Origin of the sequence: uncultured Mobiluncus sp. (genome assembly GCF_963511525.1) — a bacterium.
GTDB lineage: Bacteria > Actinomycetota > Actinomycetes > Actinomycetales > Actinomycetaceae > Mobiluncus.
On sequence record NZ_CAUPIY010000005.1, the window covers coordinates 65,517 to 84,089 of the forward strand.

Annotated in this window: 14 protein-coding genes and 1 pseudogene; 13 read left to right on the top strand and 2 right to left on the bottom strand. The window is 57.1% G+C overall.

Annotated elements, in window-relative coordinates:
• The first annotated feature begins 418 nt into the window (after positions 1-418).
• The 6 genes from RQ935_RS05225 to RQ935_RS05250 all read left to right on the top strand — a co-directional run bounded on the left by RQ935_RS05225 (position 419) and on the right by RQ935_RS05250 (position 6,473).
• Entirely contained in the window at positions 419-1,588 is a 1,170-nt protein-coding gene (locus tag RQ935_RS05225; RefSeq protein ID WP_311497482.1) for an ABC-three component system protein, read from the top strand.
• Entirely contained in the window at positions 1,575-1,793 is a 219-nt protein-coding gene (locus tag RQ935_RS05230) for an ABC-three component system middle component 7 (RefSeq protein ID WP_041630928.1), read from the top strand. Before RQ935_RS05225 ends, RQ935_RS05230 begins: the two co-directional genes overlap by 14 nt.
• The gene (locus tag RQ935_RS05235; RefSeq protein ID WP_274732685.1) at positions 1,787-3,436 is read left to right on the top strand and encodes a DUF2326 domain-containing protein; all 1,650 of its coding nucleotides are present in this window, start codon (positions 1,787-1,789) and stop codon (positions 3,434-3,436) included. The genes RQ935_RS05230 and RQ935_RS05235 overlap by 7 nt, the downstream gene beginning before the upstream one ends.
• Positions 3,433-3,645 carry a helix-turn-helix transcriptional regulator gene (locus tag RQ935_RS05240; protein WP_014320331.1) on the top strand — a complete coding sequence of 71 codons (213 nt, stop codon included), beginning with the start codon at positions 3,433-3,435 and terminating at the stop codon, positions 3,643-3,645. Before RQ935_RS05235 ends, RQ935_RS05240 begins: the two co-directional genes overlap by 4 nt.
• Before the next feature lie 123 nt (positions 3,646-3,768).
• A complete protein-coding gene (locus RQ935_RS05245) occupies positions 3,769-5,301 on the top strand; it encodes an AAA family ATPase (protein WP_071345763.1) in 1,533 nt (510 codons plus the stop codon).
• Positions 5,301-6,473, top strand: a complete 1,173-nt coding sequence (locus RQ935_RS05250; RefSeq protein WP_274732682.1) for a 5-methylcytosine restriction system specificity protein McrC — start codon at positions 5,301-5,303, stop codon at positions 6,471-6,473. Before RQ935_RS05245 ends, RQ935_RS05250 begins: the two co-directional genes overlap by 1 nt.
• On the opposite strand, the gene RQ935_RS05255 is transcribed toward RQ935_RS05250, so the two are convergent.
• Positions 6,454-7,698, bottom strand: a complete 1,245-nt coding sequence (locus tag RQ935_RS05255; RefSeq protein WP_311497483.1) for a site-specific DNA-methyltransferase — start codon at positions 7,696-7,698, stop codon at positions 6,454-6,456. The genes RQ935_RS05250 and RQ935_RS05255 overlap by 20 nt on opposite strands.
• Complete coding sequence (locus tag RQ935_RS05260) at positions 7,664-7,921, bottom strand: helix-turn-helix transcriptional regulator (RefSeq protein WP_274732680.1); 258 nt, start codon at positions 7,919-7,921, stop codon at positions 7,664-7,666. Before RQ935_RS05260 ends, RQ935_RS05255 begins: the two co-directional genes overlap by 35 nt.
• 293 nt (positions 7,922-8,214) lie before the next feature.
• Between RQ935_RS05260 and RQ935_RS05265 the strand changes: the two genes are divergently transcribed.
• From RQ935_RS05265 to RQ935_RS05295, 7 genes and pseudogenes are all read left to right on the top strand, one after another.
• Positions 8,215-8,808, top strand: a complete 594-nt coding sequence (locus RQ935_RS05265; RefSeq protein ID WP_013170753.1) for an ECF transporter S component — start codon at positions 8,215-8,217, stop codon at positions 8,806-8,808.
• A 37-nt stretch (positions 8,809-8,845) separates the two neighbouring features.
• Positions 8,846-11,128, top strand: coding sequence for an ATP-binding cassette domain-containing protein (locus RQ935_RS05270; protein WP_083286188.1), 2,283 nt, complete (start codon positions 8,846-8,848; stop codon positions 11,126-11,128).
• Positions 11,125-12,906: an ABC transporter ATP-binding protein gene (locus RQ935_RS05275; RefSeq protein ID WP_274732674.1), complete on the top strand. Its 1,782-nt coding sequence runs from the start codon at positions 11,125-11,127 to the stop codon at positions 12,904-12,906. Before RQ935_RS05270 ends, RQ935_RS05275 begins: the two co-directional genes overlap by 4 nt.
• Positions 12,907-12,920: 14 nt before the next feature.
• Positions 12,921-14,663 (top strand): ABC transporter ATP-binding protein, encoded by a 1,743-nt coding sequence (locus RQ935_RS05280; RefSeq protein WP_013170750.1) that lies wholly within the window; start codon positions 12,921-12,923, stop codon positions 14,661-14,663.
• A 273-nt stretch (positions 14,664-14,936) separates the two neighbouring features.
• Positions 14,937-16,164, top strand: a pseudogene (locus tag RQ935_RS05285) (IS256 family transposase).
• Positions 16,165-16,525: 361 nt separating this feature from the next.
• The gene (locus tag RQ935_RS05290) at positions 16,526-18,367 is read left to right on the top strand and encodes a DNA methyltransferase (RefSeq protein WP_311497535.1); all 1,842 of its coding nucleotides are present in this window, start codon (positions 16,526-16,528) and stop codon (positions 18,365-18,367) included.
• 70 nt (positions 18,368-18,437) lie between these two features.
• Positions 18,438-18,569 carry a hypothetical protein gene (locus tag RQ935_RS05295; protein WP_311497484.1) on the top strand — a complete coding sequence of 44 codons (132 nt, stop codon included), beginning with the start codon at positions 18,438-18,440 and terminating at the stop codon, positions 18,567-18,569.
• Positions 18,570-18,573 lie beyond the last annotated feature (4 nt).

Sequence of the window (18,573 nt, forward strand, 5' to 3'; positions counted from 1 at the left end):
GGTGTCGGTGAAGCGGTCTGCATTGGCATGGCTATGGGCGGACATCCGGATGGATGCCCGCCCCAGCGGCTCCTGCAGATCGTTCCGACTTGGGACGAATAGAAACCTGAGCTCAGTTGTTGGCTACGGATCGGCGTGATCACGGTCGATCCGGTGGATGCGCCTCACGTTGCGTGAGGTGTCTCCATGGACTCGACCAGATCGTGCACATCCCGGTCGTGTCCTGAGCGCGAGGCCACGCCACCTGCCCCGCATAACCCACGCAAGATACGCAATCGCCAACTTCTCGTTGCAAATGCACAGCCGTGATAGACTCATACCCATCTCTCGTGAGCTATGTCCACGGTAGAAAATGGCACCTCGGCCATTTAGACGCTTTGGGACAGCCTGGGACAGTTGGGACAATCCGGTGGAGGTGATGGCGAAGTTGCTCTTCAACGATGTGATGAAGGCCGTCTACCCGCACCTGCGCGGCACCCGGAACACAGCAGACTTCATGCGCAACATGATCGAACGGCTATGCGCCGTCCCTGAGGAGCACTGGTTCACGCCCCGAGGTAGGACACCGGATCAGGACTACAAGGATGAATCCCTGCGGAAGTTCTATAGTCGCGGGATCACGAAAAAGCTGGCGCGCGCCATGCTCGCTAATCCCACCCGCGACAACTTCGTCGATTCCCTCAACTACGTCGATGACATCGAGACGCAGTCAGTCGAGGAGGTCAAGGCGGCGCTGGCTCGCAGTATCCAGCCGTTTACCGGCGAAGATGTCGACGATTTCAATGTTGGCGACGTGTTGTTCGACTTGATCCAGCAAGCGTTGGAGTTCGTTGTCAATCCGGAATTGGAGAATGACCGTAAGCTCCAGCGAGCCACGGCGGTGTCGGATGCCGTCAAGGGCAAGCTCGGTTCTCGCCTGTTGGAGGAGTGCAAGTACACCTGCTCGCGCACCGGCTGCGGCAAGCACCTCCAGCCCGTCACCGACGACGGCGCGACAGCTCCGCTCTATGCGATTGGACGAATTGAAGGCGAAGCGCGTACTTACGAGAATCTGGTCGCGCTGTGTCCGAACTGCTTCCACGCCTACACGCTCAACCACAAGAAATCCGACGCAAAAGACCTGAGGCGTAATAAGAAGGCACAAGTCGACGCAGCCCAGGCACGCAAGACACTGACCACGGTCGATATTGAACGTGGCATCAGCAAGGTCGTCGAGAAGCTCGGCAACGCCAACCCCAAAGAATTCGAGCCGCTGAACTTCGACCCAGTCGCAGTCAAGGACAAGATCGACCAGTCAGTCGACGTGTTCGTGTTCGACGAAGTATTCATGCACGTCACGCGATACTTCAGGTTTATCGAGAAAGAGCTGCAGGAGCAGGCTCAGCTCAAGACGTTTGATGATGGGTTGTTGCGAGCTGAGATCAGAGCCTCGTACACGAAGCTCGCTGACAAGGGGTACGCGAAACAGCGGATCCATGAAGCCCTGACCATTCGGCTCAGTCAGATCACAAAACAGGATGCCCGCTACTGCGCTTACGTGACCTCCTACTTCGTCCAGTCCTGTGAGGTGTTCGATGCTGCTTCCTAACAAGTTGTTTGCCTACCAGGACACGGTGCTGCCGCTGCTTCCGACGATCCTAAGGCTCCTGGACACCCCGAAGACCCCGAATGAACTTGCCGTCGCCCTTGCCTCCGTCACGACGGATCCAATCCGGCTGATTGATGCGCTGGACTGTCTCTACTCCCTCGGCAAGGTCACGCTCAGTGAGGAAGGAGCACTGGAGCGATGCTGAAGCAGATCAGTTGTGACTTGTTCAAAGAAGGCGGCACACCACGCCCGCCGATCCAGTTCCATCAAGGACTGAACACGATCCTCGGCGCAGTCCGAGGCGAGGCCGGGTCAATCGGCAAGTCCACGATGATGCTCATCATCGACTTCGTCTTTGGTGGCAACACCTACGTCGACAGCGATGCCGTCCGGGAACTGCCTGAGCACGCCATCAACTTCACCTTCGAATTTGACGGTGCCTCTTACAACTTCGTGCGACGCCCCCATGAACCCAAAGTTGTGGTCAACATTGATGCCGACGGCAGCGTGCTGAAAACCCTTGAGCTCAAGGAGTTCACAGACTGGTTGGCCGTCAAGTACGGCATGCAGTTGCCGGGCGCGTCGTTCCGACAGATGCTCAGCAGGTTCTTCCGGATCTACGGCAAAAACAACCACAACGAACTCAAACCACTCCAGACCCGTGGTGGTGAGGAATCCCAGAAGGATGCCATCGCGATCCTGATCTCCTTGTTCCAGTACTACAGCTCGATCGAGGACTTCAAGCAGCAACTACAGAGCGCTGAGGGCATGATTGCAGCGTTCAAAGCTGCCAGACGCTACGAGTTCATCCCATCGGCAGTTGACGGGTTGACTAAGTACAAGCAGAACGTCGTCGAGATCGCCTCCTTGGAGCAGGAACGTGCGCAACTGGCCGAATCAGATGAAGCGACAGTCGATCCGAGCGAGGTCGAACACGCTAACGCACGCAACGAACTCAACCGCCAACTCGGCGACGTTCGACGCCTCATCAAGGAAAGGCACGACGAGCTACACCTGCTCGATTTGAACCTACGCCACGGCGCGTACCCCACCGAGGCCGACCTCAAGAGCCTGCAAGAATTCTTCCCCGAAGCGAACCTGGCCAAGCTTGTCGAGGTCGAGAAGTTCCACACCAAGATCCAGACGATCCTCGCGGAAGAACTCGCCCAAGCCCGCGAGCGCGTCCAACGCGAGGTAACCGAGCTTCAAGAACACCACGACCGCATCCTTTCCCAGATGGATGCGATCCCCACATCCAAAGCGTTCACGCCAGAATTCCTCGACGCCTACACGACCTTGGATCGGCGGATCACCAAGCTTAAAGAGCAGAACGAAGCGTTCGACCAAAACCACAAGCTCCAGACCGCGAAACGAGAAGCCAACACGCGCTACCAAAACCAACTCGAAAGCGTGCTGGCACAAATCGAAATCGCCATAAACACGCAGATGGACGCCATCAACGACGAGGTCACCGGCGGGGAGTACAACGCGCCCCGACTGACGATCAAGGCCTTCAACTCCTACGACTTCGAAACGCCGAAGGACAAAGGCACAGGCACAAACCATCGCAGCATGATCATCTACGACCTCGCCGTGCTGCAGAACACTGTGCTCCCAGCACTGGCACACGACTCGATCGTGTTCGACTCCATGCCCCGCCCAGACCTCAGCAACCTGATCCGCGTCTACGCCGATCAAGTGGAGAAGCAAATCTTCATCGCTGTGGACAAGACCAGCGAATGCACCCCCGAAGCCCAATCCATCCTGCAAGAAACCACCGTCCTGAAACTGGACAACAACGAGAAGGCGCTCTTTGGAGAGAAGTGGAGCCGGAAGGAACGTCCATGAAGATCCAATACAACAAGCTCTGGAAACTCCTCATCGACAAGAACATGAACAAAGTCCAGCTCCGAGACAAGGCGCGCATCAGCAGCAACTCACTAGCCAAACTCGGCAAGAACGAACCAGTACACATGGACGTCCTCATGAAGATAGCGACCGCCCTCGACTGCAGAGTTGAAGACCTTTTCGAGACCCAAACTGACTCAGAGAGATGATGCCAATGCTGCCAGAAACTAGGACCAGTTGGACCACGCTTCGACGTAAGGGCTTGATGGAAATGATCGGTCTCCGAATACTGCTCCCGAGTCTAACCGCAAGTCCGCGTGCAAGGAGGCAAGATGTATCTTTCCGCTAAGACGATCAGCGCGGCACTCGATCAGCTCCAAGGGACAGCTTCCCACCTGCTCAAAATCTGGCTTGTATTAAAGCACATGGGTTTGAGCCGAGACACGTCCATATTGATCGATACGCAGAATTCAACTCCCACCCTGCAGAGGCTGTTCTCCTGCGGCAGTCCTGAGGGAAAACTTTTTGTTCCCTTTGCGCACACCGTCCGTTACGCCTTCATGAAAGGCGACGCTTCGCGTTCAATTATTCAAACCACTATTCAGCGATGGAAAACATCGGATTCAGTAGTTTCTGGATCTCCCACTGCATACCTTGATTTCTCCGATGAGGGAAACAAGATTCGAGTATCCCTCGGAAGGATCTACCCCCAAGGTCTGGGACACGGTGGAGACGGGTTCGCCCTAGAAGAGGACGCACGAGTCGCTATCCCTATTGAAGCAATGGCGGTTTGGCTCTTCCGTCAAGATGAGTTGGACCAGTATTTTGGCGATAGTGACCCTAACAAGCTCTCGCAGCAACTCGTCGAAGCCCTCATACGCGAGCTGAACCTTGAGCCCGGCGAGATCGAGGCAGTTTTTGTAAACAAGCCAATCGATATCGAGACCAGCGACGCTCCGCTTAGCGATGCGGAGTTGTTGGCAATCTGCAATTCGGCATTTGAGGCCAAGTTGGAAGTCGAAATCCGCAAAGAAGATCGGCTTGAGTACACAAATAGGATTCAGTCAGTGACAACAATCGATTCAGCACCAGCATGGACCAGGATTTCCCCAAGTGAACAGCTAGCCTCGCTAGTCAAAGCGGGAGAGCGCGCAATTCTTCTGTTTGGACCGCCCCGAACCGGGAAAACCCGTGCCATCGATAAACTTATTCCGCGTAATTCTGAGGATCGTGAGACTATTCAGCTCCATGAGGGGTGGGGTTATGAGAACCTGATCCTAGGACTCGCGCCCGGTGAGAAACCGGGAGAATTCGAATGGACTGAAGGTCCACTCCTTCGCGCGCTTCGAAACGGCAAGAGGCATATCGTTCTAGAAGAGATCAACCGCACTCGAATTAGCCAGGCCTTGGGCGAGTTATTCTCTCTTATCGAGCCAGCGTACCGGGGCGAGACCAACGGCATCACGCTTCCGAATGGTGCGCAGATCTTTATCGATCCAGAAGTGGTTTTCTACTTCACTATGAATAACGTCGACACGAACACGGAGGATGTTGACGACGCACTCATGGGACGTATGGCAAGTGTCTACTTTGGTCCACGCGTTGAAGACCTTGACGCGATACTTAGGCACAGAGCTATTCCTTCAGATACAGCCGCAGCCATTAAGACTGTCTTCACTGCTATTCAAGACAAGTATCCGCTGGGTCATGGCTACTTCGCCGGGCTTCAGCCGAGTGATGACTTCCGGATGTACTACATGTGGAGAATCCGACCGGTCTTGATGAATCATTTCTCTGCCTATGAGCCTGAAGTGGTAGCGCAAATCGACAACCGCGTAGATGAACTCTTCACAGGAACAGCGTGATGCAGACTTGGCATGCCGTCGAGAACGAGATTTCGGCGTTACCCGGCCTAACCCCAGCTGATGTCCCCACTGGCTTGCCAGACAACATTCGCGTTCTCCTTCAAGGTGGAGTTCTGCAGATTCTGGCGTCAAATGTTGCCGGGAATATCCCGCTTCTTAATGGAAATAAGCTTGTCATTTCTCCGAAGCATGCATCGCTCAATCCAGTTTCGATGCTGCTGTATCTTCACGATTCTCAGTCGGCTCGACTGGTGAACGATGCTCCGTTCGGATACTCAAGCGGGTCGCACGATTTCGGCTTGAGTTCGTTGGCAGAGATGTTGTCCCGGGAGCTCTTATCCTTTGCAGCAAAACCAAAGTTATTTCGCCGCAAGCCTACGCTTGAGGCCACGTCATCTGCCGTTGGACAGATAAACTGGCCTGTGACAAACCTCCGAGCGCGGCGAGGAGATGCCGCTCCAATCGTAACGAGACGACACAGGCCGACATTTGATATCCCCGAGAACAGAATTATCAAGTCGGCTGCCAAACGAGTATTGGGACTCTTGTCTAGTGACGCTCCTGGGGCGCGTGTAACTCACGATTGGGCAAACTGGCAGGCATCTACCTTTGCTGGTTATGACGATATCCGCAAGGTCAGCCAGATGATGCGAACGAAGAATGTTGGCGGTTCGCATTCCTACTACAGCAATGCGCTCGGTCTCAGCCTCGTCATCCTCCAAGCATCCGGAATTGACCACGGTGAAAGATGGGAGTCTGACGGATACTTGTTCAATATGCCTGGACTTTACGAAGACTTTGTGCGAACAAGTCTTATGAGAGCTGCAGAGCCCACTGCTCTAAGCGTTCAAAAGGGTTTTGCCTCCAGTAGCTTTCTGCTTACGAATGGCGAAATCGAGCTAATTCCAGACCTGACTATCTATCGCGGCGGATCTATAGAAGCTGTCCTCGACGTAAAGTATAAGGTACCCGATGCGAAGGATCTGTATCAGATCTATACATACATGCAGTTTGCGCGTCTCAACGAGGCTTATATCATCTCACCTTCCGTTCGAACTGGAGACGTGGTCGAGACGTTCGACGGTCACCGAATCAAAGGTCTTGGTTTGGATAGCAGTTCTGCGATAGACGTCGACGCACTTGCTTCGAGGGTTATCGAAGCTCTGCGGTAAAGAGGGGTTGCTGCACGGTGGTTGAAGCCAACACTCGCTCAGCAGTGGCAAGATATTCTGCGCTTACATCAAAACCGATATAGCTCCTCTCGAGCTTCTTCGCTGCAACGGCGGTAGTTCCAGCACCCATGAATGGATCAAGAACCACATCACCAGGGTCCGTTGAGATCGCGATGCAGCGCCCAGGAAGCTGAACCGGGAACTGAGCCCCATGCCCATCTCGGCCAGAAGAGGTTGGCAAGTACCAGAAGTCACTAAGCTTGTCCGACTCAAGCAGCTGTCGCCCACCAAGGTCTGAAGGTAGCTCCAAGTATGCGGACTTGTTGAACTTGGGGGTTCGTTCCCGAGTGAGATGCAGAATGTACTCAACATTTCTGCTGACTCGCGACTGCTGGGGTTCAGGAGTTGTGGCCTGCTTGCACCACGAGATCGTGCTCTTTACGTAGTAGCCGATTTGGGCAGCACGCTGAGCAATCCGTTGCGGGATCAAACACTGCTCACCATCTTTCAGATACGAGTGTCCGGCGGAATACCGCAAGTACTCGTGATCTTTCCACGATCGTCCATCCTTGCCTTGCATCGCATGCAGTGTCTCAACTGCACTACCACGGATTTGAGTGCGAGTGTTGTACGAATCCATGATGTTCCACCACACGGAGCCATCTGCAGCAATTTTCGGAAGCAATGCATGCAAGACCTCGACCGAATGGCGAATAAACCCTTCAGGTGTCTGCTCGAGACCAAAAGAGCAGTACTCGCCATCCGCCCAAAGGCGCTCACCAGGCTCGTCATAGACCCGCATAGCCCAGTACGGCGTTGAGGTGACAACAGTATTCACCGAACCATCTTTCAGTCTTCCAATCAGCTGGAGAGCGTCTCCGACAACGAAGGAGTCCTTTTGAATGACCTCTTGACTCTCGGCAACGAGCACGGCTCCGGTGACGGCTCGACGGAGATATTCAAGAACTTTGCTGCGAGGAACGAACGTCTCGGAGAATGCATCTTGATCTAGAAGTTGCCGAACGTCGGCCTCGGACAAGATTGACTTCCTGCCAAGGACACGCCTAATGAAGCTGTGAGCCATGCCCACAACGGGGGCAACAAGCTCAATGGGGAACACTAAGTCGGTAGTACTGCTGTCGGGGGAGGCGACCGCCGTTTGAGGCTTGATGGTATATGCCTGCTTCATCTCAATCATTACGACCGTCGCCGGTTCCTTCCTCATGACAGTCTTCAAAAGCCAGAATGTCGTTGGGTGAACAATCCAACGCTTTACAAATCCGCCCAAGTGTCGCGGTGGTAACCGTCTGATTTCGACCCAGCTTCGTGATGGTTGATGAGCTCAGACCGGCAAGGTCTCTAAGCTCGCCCTTCCGAATTCCTCTGTCGATAAGCAACTTCCAGAGGTTTCTATAGTCCTCGCGAGGCGCGTTCGATGTGTCAACCACGCAGCCAGAATACCATATCGCATGACTATTCGTGCGATACAGTCAGCTTTGATCAAGGTGCACATTTGGGTATCGCATGACGCCCTACCGATACTTTTTACACCCTCGGGTGCTGCGGTGACTCGCAAACCCGGATCAGCTTTGCCCGGAGATCCTCAGCGGTCACTTTGCGTCCTTTCAAAACGCGAGAAACCCCTCGAGCTGCGTCTCTGCGCAGGCTCAACGTCTAGCTCAAGGGACTTGACCCCGGTCGGGAGTTAGGTTAGGCTAACCTAAGTGAAAGGAGGTTTGCTGTGACAGACCGATCCGGTACAGTTCGACGCTCAGCTCGCGGGGGATTAACCGACTCAATTCTAGGTACCCGAAATCTCATGATGGTGGCCTCCCTGTCGGTGGTCGGCCTCATCATCCTCATCCCACTGAGCTACATCGCGCCGGCGGGTGCGGCTTCGCAGAGCGCAGTCTGGCTCGGGGTGTCCCTTCTCGGACTTTGGGTCATTCCCTACCTCCTTCCTCTGGCCGTTGTGCGAAGGCCGGGCGCTTCGCTGCTGGCCGCGCTGATCATCGGAGTTGTGAGCGTATTTACTACTCCCACTGGGCCTGCCGCGATTGTCGGTAACGTCATTGGCGGGCTCCTGGTTGAGTTTCCCATGGCGTTGATGCTGTACCGGAAGTGGACGTGGTGGGCGTATCTGATCTCCGCCGCATTCTTCGGGGCATTTAACAGCCTGTTGTACCTCACGCTGCTCAAGCACGCGGTGGGAATCTCGGTATCGGGACTGATCGTGCTGGTGGGAGTCACGTCGTCCGTCATTGGCGGTTTGGCCGTCGTCGGACTAACCCGTTTGCTCAACAATGCAGGCGTAGGCGTAGACCATCGTGAGTGAAAGGCTGGCCTCCACTTTGAGCAGCGAGCAACGGTCTGTGAGCGAGTCCGCGCGGGCGCTCCTGGCGGTTGAGGATCTTTCCGTTCACTACTTGGGTCAGGACCGGTGGGTGCTGCAACGTCCAAGCCTGGTCCACCTGAGCGGTCAGGTAACGGCCGTCATTGGGCCCTCTGGATGCGGTAAAACTACCTTCGTCCGAGCCGTGTGCGGCCTTGTGCCCCACTGTCTGCCGTCCGAATACTCCGGCAGCGTTCAAATTGCCGGCGCCGAAATCGCCGACGCCACGGTCCAGTTGATCGCTACCAATGTCGCCTACGTGGGACAAAATCCGGATGCCGCAGTCATTACCCGTACGGTGTATGACGATGTCGCGTTTGCGCTGCAGAACCTCTGCCTGCCTGTTCCTGAGATTGATCGACGGGTACGCGAGGCATTGGCTGCGGTTGGTCTGGAGACCAAGCTGTGGGAGAGCCCATGGAGATTATCGGGCGGCCAACGCCAGCGCCTAGCGATCGCGGTAGCACTGGCTATGCAGCCCCGCTTACTTGTCCTCGATGAGCCAACATCGACTATTGACACGCAAGGCACGGACGAGTTTTACAGCGTCATCCAACAGCTGGTTAGCGATGGCGTGGGCATCGTGGTGATCGACCATGACCTCGACCCGGTCCTACCCCTGTGCGATCACGTCATAGCGCTCAACGCGCAGGGCGCGGTGATCGCGCAGGGAACTCCACATGAGGTTTTTCTCAGCCATACCGCGGAACTTGAGGCGTGCGGAGTGTGGCTGCCCCGTGCGTTACGCGACGAATCCCCGCACCACGCCTTGACCTGCGAGCAGGCGGGCATTCGAGTTCCCCGCATCACGGATATCTGTGGTGATTCGGTGCAATATCAGCGGCGCACCGAAGCAGGATGGGAAACCATCGATGCGATTGACACGCTCGACGGTGGAGGCAGCGCCACGGTAGAGCTGGCAGATTTCTGTGTTCCCGGACGTTCCCCAGCTATCTCTATGCGGCTACGGGGTGGCGAGTTTATCGCGCTTATAGGGCCGAATGGCGCAGGCAAAACATCCCTGCTCGCGGCGCTGGCGGGTCTCATACCATCAAAGGCACAACGCGCTACGGTCTGCGGAGAGGTTGTGCGGCGAGGGCGGCACCAGGTCGGCTACGTGTTTCAAAACCCGGAACATCAGATGGTTTGTTCCACCGTGGCTGGCGAAATCTCCACGGGGGATGTTTCCGCGTCTAAAGCCGAGGCTATTGTGGAGCAATTCCATCTCTCCCAGTATCGAGACCAACACCCGTTGACTCTCTCAGGCGGCCAGATTCGTAGACTATCGGTGGCTACGATGGTCGCCGAGAGCCGCGATGTGATTGTCCTTGACGAGCCCACGTACGGCCAGGACTGGGCGAATACCTGCGAACTCATGGCCTTCATCGACGAACTGCGCGCTGAGGGCAGAACCGTCATCATGGCCACCCACGACCTAGAACTTGCCCTATCACGCTGCAGCCACATCATCGCGCTACCTGCTGCCGTTAGCGAAACTCGTGAAAACGCCGCATCCGCAGCACCAGCGAACCCGCCTTCGCCGTCCGTGCCCCGTGGACTCTTCTCATCGTTCAATCCTGTGACGTTGCTATTGGCGCTAATCCCGGCGATGGTCATGGTGTTCGTATGCAAGGACCCGGCCGTCAATGTTGGAGTGCTCATCGCAGCGAGCCTGGCCATGGTAGCCGCGAGAGCGAGTCGCGCTCGAACGGTCATGTCACTGCTAGCACCCTGGGTCATCGCAGCTGTGCTACTGCCGGTGTTCCGCTACAACTACACCATTGAAGAGGTCAGCCCACTCTACAATCACGGTGGCGAGCTTGCCGCAGCGAGCGGTATCGGGGCACTGTTGTCCCTCATGCTGCTTTCAGGCATCAGCACTCATCCGGAAGCGCTGCTTCGCACGTTGACGACGACGTTCAAGCTTCCCTATCGGGTCACTGCGGCGGGAACTGCGGCTGTCGCCTTCGTCACTCGTTTCCGGCAAGATTTCCAGCTGTTGCGCACAGCGCGGGCATTGCGGGGTATTGGGGCATCATGGGGGCCGTTAGCGCCCGCAATTCGATGGGTGGGTTCCCTCGTGCCGCTGGCGATCCTCGCCGTCCAGCACGGCGAACGGGTTGCCCTGTCGATGGATTCACGTGGCTTTGGCGCCTATCCGCGGCGCACGGAACTCCAACACACACCGTGGCAGGTGCGAGATTGGTGCCTGGTGGGCCTCCTTTGGGCCGTTACTGCGTTGCTGTGGTGGTGGCGCCAATGAACGTTTCGAAAGACTCGACTCGACAGGAGCCCGATGTGAGTATTTCCGTCGCCGCACTAATCCGCCCGGCCAAGGGCGCGATGGTCCTTTCCGCAGTCCTCACAGCCTTAGGCGCTATCGTCACGCTGGTGCCGTTCGTCGCCTTACACAACATGGCCGCGATCTGGCTTGACGGGCAGGTGCGCACCGGCTGGACCGGAAAGCCGTGGGTTTGGGCCGTGATAGCGGTGCTTTCGCTGTTCGTGGGCCAATTGCTCTACCTGTTTGGATTGGGTGTCACCCACGAGGCAGAAGCCAAGCTCCGACATCGGTTGCGCGGCAATGTGGTCCAAGCGCTGGGCAGTTTGCCCTTGGGTAGGGTCTCGCAGGTGCCGCACGGGGCCATCCGCAAGATGGTGTGTGACGATACCGCAGCCATCCATACTCTCGTTGCGCATGTTCCCGGTGATGTCACCAACGCCGTGGTCTCGATGGTCGTAGGCCTCGGGTATCTCGTGTGGGTCGATTGGCGACTGGCGCTCGCGCTCTTTGGAACGTGGGCCGTAGCGATCATGATCATCGTCAGCACGACCATGCGCGGCTATAGCGATATCACCAAGCGATTCGGACATGCCCAGACCGCACTGGCCGCAGCCACCGTCGAAATGCTTGAGGGCATTAAGGAGATCAAGAATTTCCAGGCCACCGATGCGACCCGAACGCGCTTTAACGCCGCCCGCCAGCAATTTTCTGCCATCTCCTTCGACTGGGTTCGTCGCTCCGGCAGAGCGATTAGTCTGCTCGGTTCGCTACTGCGTCCAGCCACGGTCTTCGTCACGGTCGCGTTACTGGCGGCGCTATTCGTCGCGCAGGATTGGAGCACGCTGTCGGCGACGCTGCCATTCTTCCTGATCGCTCCCGGCATCCCGGAGGGGTTCACGGTGCTAGTCGGTCTGATGCAGCATATCTATGAGTCGCAGCTGGCGGCTCGCACCACGGCAGAGCTGCTTTCCGAGAAACCCATGCCCGAAGGCAGCCGCACCCAAGAAGAGGGCCCAAACCCCGGCCAAGTTGAGGTCTGTGAGGTTTCCTTCTCCTACGAGCCTGACGTGCCCGTTGTGCACGGTGTCTCCTTTACGGCTGAGCCCGGAACGGTCACGGCTCTGGTGGGCCCGTCGGGCGGAGGGAAGTCCACACTGGCCCGGCTGATTGCGCGCTTTTACGACGTCAATGATGGCGTGGTACGCATCAGCGGTGTGGATGTGCGCGAGGCGAGTTTTTCGTGGCTACTTTCCCGCGTCGCGATCGTCCTACAGGACGTAACGTTGTCGAACGATTCGGTCCATACCAATATCGCGCTGTCGAAACCGTCGGCAACGCGCGCCGAGGTCGAGGCAGCAGCCCGTGCGGCATGCATCCACGATCGCATTATGCGTCTGCCCGAGGGGTATGACACCGTGCTTGGCGAGGTTGGTGGCTTCCTCTCGGGCGGTGAGCGGCAACGCATCACCCTGGCGCGAGCATACTTGCAGGATGCGCCGATCTTGATTCTCGACGAGGCCACCGCGCAAGCAGACCCCCAGTCGGAGCGTGCGATCCACGAAGCGCTCAGCACCTTGGCATCCGGGCGCACGGTGATCATCATCGCGCATCGACTCGCCACCATCCGAGACGCCGACCAGATCCTCGTGATTGAGGACGGCCACATCACTCAGCGTGGTAGGCACGAGGACTTGGTCAACCAAGCGGGGACCTATAGCGAGATGTGGCGGGCCCAAGAACTCCATTACATGGCCTAAGGAGAGACACGCTCATGTGGAAACTAATGATCAGGGTCGTCAACAGGGCCGAGTTGCGTACGTTGGTGGGCTGGTTCGCCTTCTCCGCTGTCCTACAAGGCATCACACTGGCGTTGATGATCCCCTTCCTTCGGGCATTATTCTCCCGCTCTGAAACCCTTGGCACCTGGCTCGTCGTCGTTGCCATCCTCGGCGCGATCACGGTGACGGTCGACACCTTCGCGATGTACCGCTCCTATCGGATCAGCGTCTATGAAGTATGCGATACCTTAATTGATCGCGTAGCAGATCATGTCTTGCAGCTGCCGCTTGGGTGGTTTAATGCCAAACGCGAAGCGGACGTGGCTAATGCGACATCCAAGGAGATCAACACCCTGTCGCATCTGGCATCAATGGTGATCCCGAACCTGTGCAACGCCTTCATCGTGCCGTTGGTGATGCTCGTTGCCACCGCATTCATTGAGTGGCCGTTAGCTGTGGTCATGGCAGTGTCGATCTTGCCGTTTATTCTCACGTGGCGGAAAATGTCGGCGGCAACAACCAGAGCCAATGACATGGAAGACCGTACCTCGGCCGCCGCAGCCGGCCGGTTGATTGAGTTCGCCAGGCTACAACCGGTGCTTCGAGCCACGGGTGCCGCGACGTCGTGGGACCCCGTACAAGAGACTCTGCAAGCCGACTCTGAGGCGACGTTGGCCGGGCTTCGGATCAAGGGCCGACCTGCCCAAGGATTCAACCTCATCGCTAACGTGACTTTCGCGGTGGTGCTCGCCTTGGGGCTGTCGTTCGTGACCGGAGCGCGTCTGGACCCGATTGCGTATCTGGTGATCGCGGCGGTCAGTGCGCGCATGCTGCTGCCGCTCACAAAAGCCGCGCTCTACGCATCTGAGGTCGATAACGCCGCAGTGGCGTTGCGCCAGATGGGAATAATCCTTGATGCCGCGCCACTTGCCGAACCTGATTCCGAGCAGGCACGGGAACCGCGTGGGACGTCGATTGAATTCCGAGGAGTGTCGTTTTCCTACGAGTCAGGCCGGCCTGTCCTAGACGATGTCTCGCTCACCGCCCCGCAGGGAGCAGTCACCGCACTAGTGGGGCCGTCAGGGGCCGGGAAGTCGACGATCTTGCGTCTCACCGCAAGGTTTTGGGATGTCGACGCCGGTAGCGTGACCATCGGCGGGGTGGACGTGCGCGAGATTCCAACCACGCGGATCATGGAGCTGACCTCGATGGTGTTCCAGGACACCTACCTGTTTGACACCACGATCCGGGAGAATCTGCGGATTGCCCGTCCCAATGCGACGGACGCCGAGTTGGAAGAGGCAGCTCGCAAGGCGAGACTTGATCGGGTGATTGAGGCGCTGCCTCACGGTTGGGATACCGAAGTGGGGCCTGCCGGGCAGAGCCTGTCTGGAGGTGAGCGCCAACGAGTGGCAATCGCTCGGGCATTCATCAAGGATGCTCCGATACTGCTGCTCGACGAGATTACCTCGGCGCTGGACGGCGAGAATGAATCGGCGATTAGCGACGTCATCAGTCAACTATCTGAGGGCCGCACTGTGATCGTGGTAGCGCACAGACTATCCACCATAGATAGCGCCGATCAGGTGGTCTTCCTCGAACCCTTAGCGGACGGTGCTATCGTCGCCGAAACCGGCACGCCTAAGGAATTGTCTAGTCGGCCCGGACGGTTCCACGATTTCGTGGCTGCCGCCGATGCGTCGTCTCGTTGGCAGCTGAGACACACCTCAGATTAGCGGACGCGGTCCCGGTGCCAGGCGCCAAGCCCTAAACCCACAGCTCGAATCGGAGTACCTCGACACGTTTGGCACACGTGGTGCTGTCGCGAACATGGCGCTAGTGGGATCATGTGCGAACAGCATCTCGCTGATGAGCGAGGGCGCTACTAATCACCAAGGGAGTTGAGTCCCTCATAGTGGTGTAGCGGGGTGGTCGTGCTGGACAGCAGGGCGGTCACAGCGTGATCCTCGAGTTTCGTCCCCTACAACTCACTCGCGAAAGGCCACACGATGACCGCTACCCATATTGTCGACCCTGCCGGGCTGCTTGGCGAACTGCTTGCTGAGGCGTCACCTGTTGCAGACTGTGATCAACGAGTTGCTGTCTGCGGATGCTGATGCGGTTGCAGGTGCCGAGTACGGCCGCCCAGATCCTGACCGACGGGCCCAGCGCAACGGCTACCGCCACCGGCCTCTCGATACCCGTGTTGAGACCTTGGACATCGCGGTCCCGAAACTACGCCAGGGCACCTATTTCCCTGAGTGGCTGCTGGAGCGTCGCAAGCGCGCCGAGTCCGCATTGATCACTGTTGTTGCCGACTGCTATCTCGCTGGAGTCAGTACTCGCCGGATGGACAAGTTGGTCAAGACGTTGGGAATCGACCGGCTGTCGAAGTCCCAGGTCTCTCGCATGGCCGCCGAGTTGGACGAGCACGTCGCCGAGTTTCGACACCGCCCACTAGGCGATGCTGGGCCGTTCACGTTCGTGACCGCCGACGCGTTGACGATGAAAGTTCGCGAGGGAGGTCGTGTGGTCAACGCGGTCGTCATGCTCGCGACCGGGGTCAACGCCGACGGGCATCGCGAAGTCTTAGGGATGCGGGTCGCCACGAGCGAGACCGGCCCGGCCTGGAACGAGTTGTTCGCCGATCCGGTCGCCCGAGGACTGTCCGGGGTCTGGCTGGTCACCTCCGACGCCCACCAAGGCATCGTGGAAGCGATCGCGGCGAACCTGCCCGGTGCCGTCTGGCAGCGTTGCCGCACTCACTACGCCGCGAACCTGATGAGCATCACTCCCAAGAGCTTGTGGCCGGCGGTCAAGGCCATGCTCCACTCCGTCTATGACCAGCCTGACGCCGATGCTGTTCACGCCCAGTTCGACCGGCTACTGGACTACACCGCCGAGAAACTCCCCGACGTCGCAGACCACCTCGATGCCGCCCGCGCTGACATTCTCGCGTTCACCAGCTTCCCGACCGAGGTCTGGCAGCAGATCTGGTCGAACAACCCCACCGAACGGCTGAACCGCGAGATCCGGCGCCGCACCGATGCGGTTGGGATCTTCCCAAACCGGGAAGCGATTGTCCGGCTCGTCGGCGCCGTCCTGGCCGAGCAAACCGATGAATGGGCAGAAGGCCGCCGCTACCTCGGCCTGGAAGTCCTCGCCAAGAGCCGCCTCAACCTGATCACCACACCCACAACCACGACCGATGCCGACATGCCCGCACTCGCAGGCTAAAACCCCAAACGAGAGGAAAACACCGTTACACCACTACAAGGGACTTGACCCCCAACTTGCTAAAAGCTTTGTAGTTGACTAGGAGTGCAGATGGTCGTCGGCCCACCTGCAAGAACGAATAGCAAGCGGTATCGTCTACAGGTAGTGGTGCTACCCGCATCATTTGTCGAGACCCCGCGTCTATTCTTGCGCGCAAGATCCCGACTGGTTCACCCCCTCTACGGACGCCAGCCGGGTAGCGACGTGCCAGATACTCAGCGGTACAGCAGGCTAATCTCCAAACGTCCGCGGCAGCCGGAAATCCCAGTTCATCGCCGGTATCGAAGCTGTTCGATGGCCCTGCTCCGCACTGGGGTCTTGTATCCAACGTAACCGGTTGTGCGATCCTGCTTGTGGTTGCGGAAACTTCCTAATTGTCGCCTACCGCGAGCTGCGAGCCCTGGAGCTGGATATTATCAAGCGTCGCCGCGAACTGGACCTGGCCGATGCGACCACCACCGGATTCCAATCTTCGTTCACCGCTGTGGGCTTGGAAAGTAGCAAAAAGGGTGCCGAGCAAACCAGCATCCGTATGTCTAACTTTGCCGGAATCGAGATTGAAGAATGGCCGGCCACCATTGCCTCCATCGCCATGCTATTGGTGGACCACCAAGCCAACCAGCGCATGGCCGAAGCACTGGGCGAAGAATCCATCGTGCGCCTGCCCATTGACAACAACAACCGGCCCCACATTTTAAACAAAAACGCGCTGACCACCGACTGGAACAGCGTCATTCCGGCCGAAAAATGCAGCTACATCGTCGGCAACCCGCCGTTTGTAGGAGCACGTAACCAGTCTAAACAGCAAAAATCTGAGGTGCTGGCGGTATTTAACGGAGCAAAAAATGCGGGCAACATCGACTATGTCGCTGCCTGGTTTATAAAAGCCAGCAAGTACTTGGAGGATCATAAAATTCGTTGCGCCTTCGTGGCTACAAACAGCATTTGCCAAGGCGAACAGGTAGCTAATATCTGGAAACCCCTGCATGACTTGGGGATTCGGATTGACTTCGCGCACGACACATTCCGTTGGAGCAGCGAGGCCAAGGAGATCGCCCACGTGTTTTGTGTCATCGTGGGGTTTTCCAAGCAGGGCGGACCAAAGCGCTTATTCCATCACGCAACGCCAGATTCACCCGCTATCGAGCAAACTCCCAAACAGCTCAATGCTTACCTAGCTGATGCCCCGGACGTTTTCGTGTATTCACGCAATAGGCCGTTGAGTGATGTTCCCCCGATTGGTATCGGTAATAAGCCAATTGATGATGGCAATTATTTGTTTACGCCTGACGAAATGGCGGAATTCCTCAAGCAAGAACCCCAGGCAAAGCCGTATTTTCATCCGTGGATGGGCTCTCAAGAGTTCATTAAAGGAAATCGACGTTTCGTGCTCTACCTTGGGTCAGTGCCACCCGCAAAGCTCAAACACATGCCCCTTTCCCTAGCCCGGGCAAAGGCTGTACGAGAATACCGTCTCGATTCCGAGAGTGAGCCAACACGGAAAATCGCCGATATACCCACACATTTTCATGTGGAAAACATGCCGAAAGGTCACTCGATACTAATCCCCGAGGTATCCTCCGAACGCCGCAAATACATTCCCATGGGCTTTATCGGTCCAGATACTCTTTGCTCCAATCTTGTGCGTCTGATTCCTGATGCTTCCCTATATATGTTCGGCATCCTGCAATCAGCCACGCATAACGCTTGGATGCGTGTGGTGGGAGGGCGATTAAAGAGCGATTACCGCTATTCCGGTGGTGTGGTCTACAACACTTTCGTTTGGCCCGAGCCTACCGAGGCACAGAGACAGACCATTGAAACCTGCGCCCAAGCGGTCTTGGACGCGCGGCAACTCTACCAGTTCCCCGGAACCGGCTCCGAGGAACCTTGTGCGCAGGAAACTCCGGCAGCATCCCTGGCGGATCTCTACGATCCGGATCACGCCACGCACTATCCAGAACTCATCGCGGCACATGAGCGCTTGGACCGAGCCGTAGAATCAGCATATGGGCTGGAACTGACCGGCCTTGACGACACCGAGCGGGAACAGAAAATCATCGCGCACCTTTTCCGCCTATACCAACAGGCCACGGCCAAGGAGAGCGGGGAGTCTATTGAAAGTAAAAATAAAGCTAGTAAATCGCGACAAGAAACCACATAACGACGCAAAACGGAAAGCCCAAGTAAGAATACCAGAGCCACGATCGACGACGAGATGGACATGAAGAGGTTTGAAATACATTACGGCGATTGACGCCGATTACGACTGGGCGCAGACGAAGGAAGCGGATAAGGAAATGCTGGTTGAGACAATGCTGTATGAGGAGTTTAGCGGCGACGGAGATGAGGAAGATTCCGATTAGGGAG

Excerpts from the sequence above, each read along its gene's own strand:
- RQ935_RS05225 (WP_311497482.1), top strand. The coding sequence starts at position 419 with ATGGCGAAGTTGCTCTTCAACGATGTGATGAAGGCCGTCTACCCGCAC.
- RQ935_RS05240 (WP_014320331.1), top strand. The coding sequence starts at position 3,433 with ATGAAGATCCAATACAACAAGCTCTGGAAACTCCTCATCGACAAGAAC.
- RQ935_RS05235 (WP_274732685.1), top strand. The coding sequence starts at position 1,787 with ATGCTGAAGCAGATCAGTTGTGACTTGTTCAAAGAAGGCGGCACACCA.
- RQ935_RS05275 (WP_274732674.1), top strand. The coding sequence starts at position 11,125 with ATGAACGTTTCGAAAGACTCGACTCGACAGGAGCCCGATGTGAGTATT.
- RQ935_RS05245 (WP_071345763.1), top strand. The coding sequence starts at position 3,769 with ATGTATCTTTCCGCTAAGACGATCAGCGCGGCACTCGATCAGCTCCAA.
- RQ935_RS05255 (WP_311497483.1), bottom strand. The coding sequence starts at position 7,698 with ATGAGGAAGGAACCGGCGACGGTCGTAATGATTGAGATGAAGCAGGCA.
- RQ935_RS05280 (WP_013170750.1), top strand. The coding sequence starts at position 12,921 with ATGTGGAAACTAATGATCAGGGTCGTCAACAGGGCCGAGTTGCGTACG.
- RQ935_RS05230 (WP_041630928.1), top strand. The coding sequence starts at position 1,575 with ATGCTGCTTCCTAACAAGTTGTTTGCCTACCAGGACACGGTGCTGCCG.
- RQ935_RS05250 (WP_274732682.1), top strand. The coding sequence starts at position 5,301 with ATGCAGACTTGGCATGCCGTCGAGAACGAGATTTCGGCGTTACCCGGC.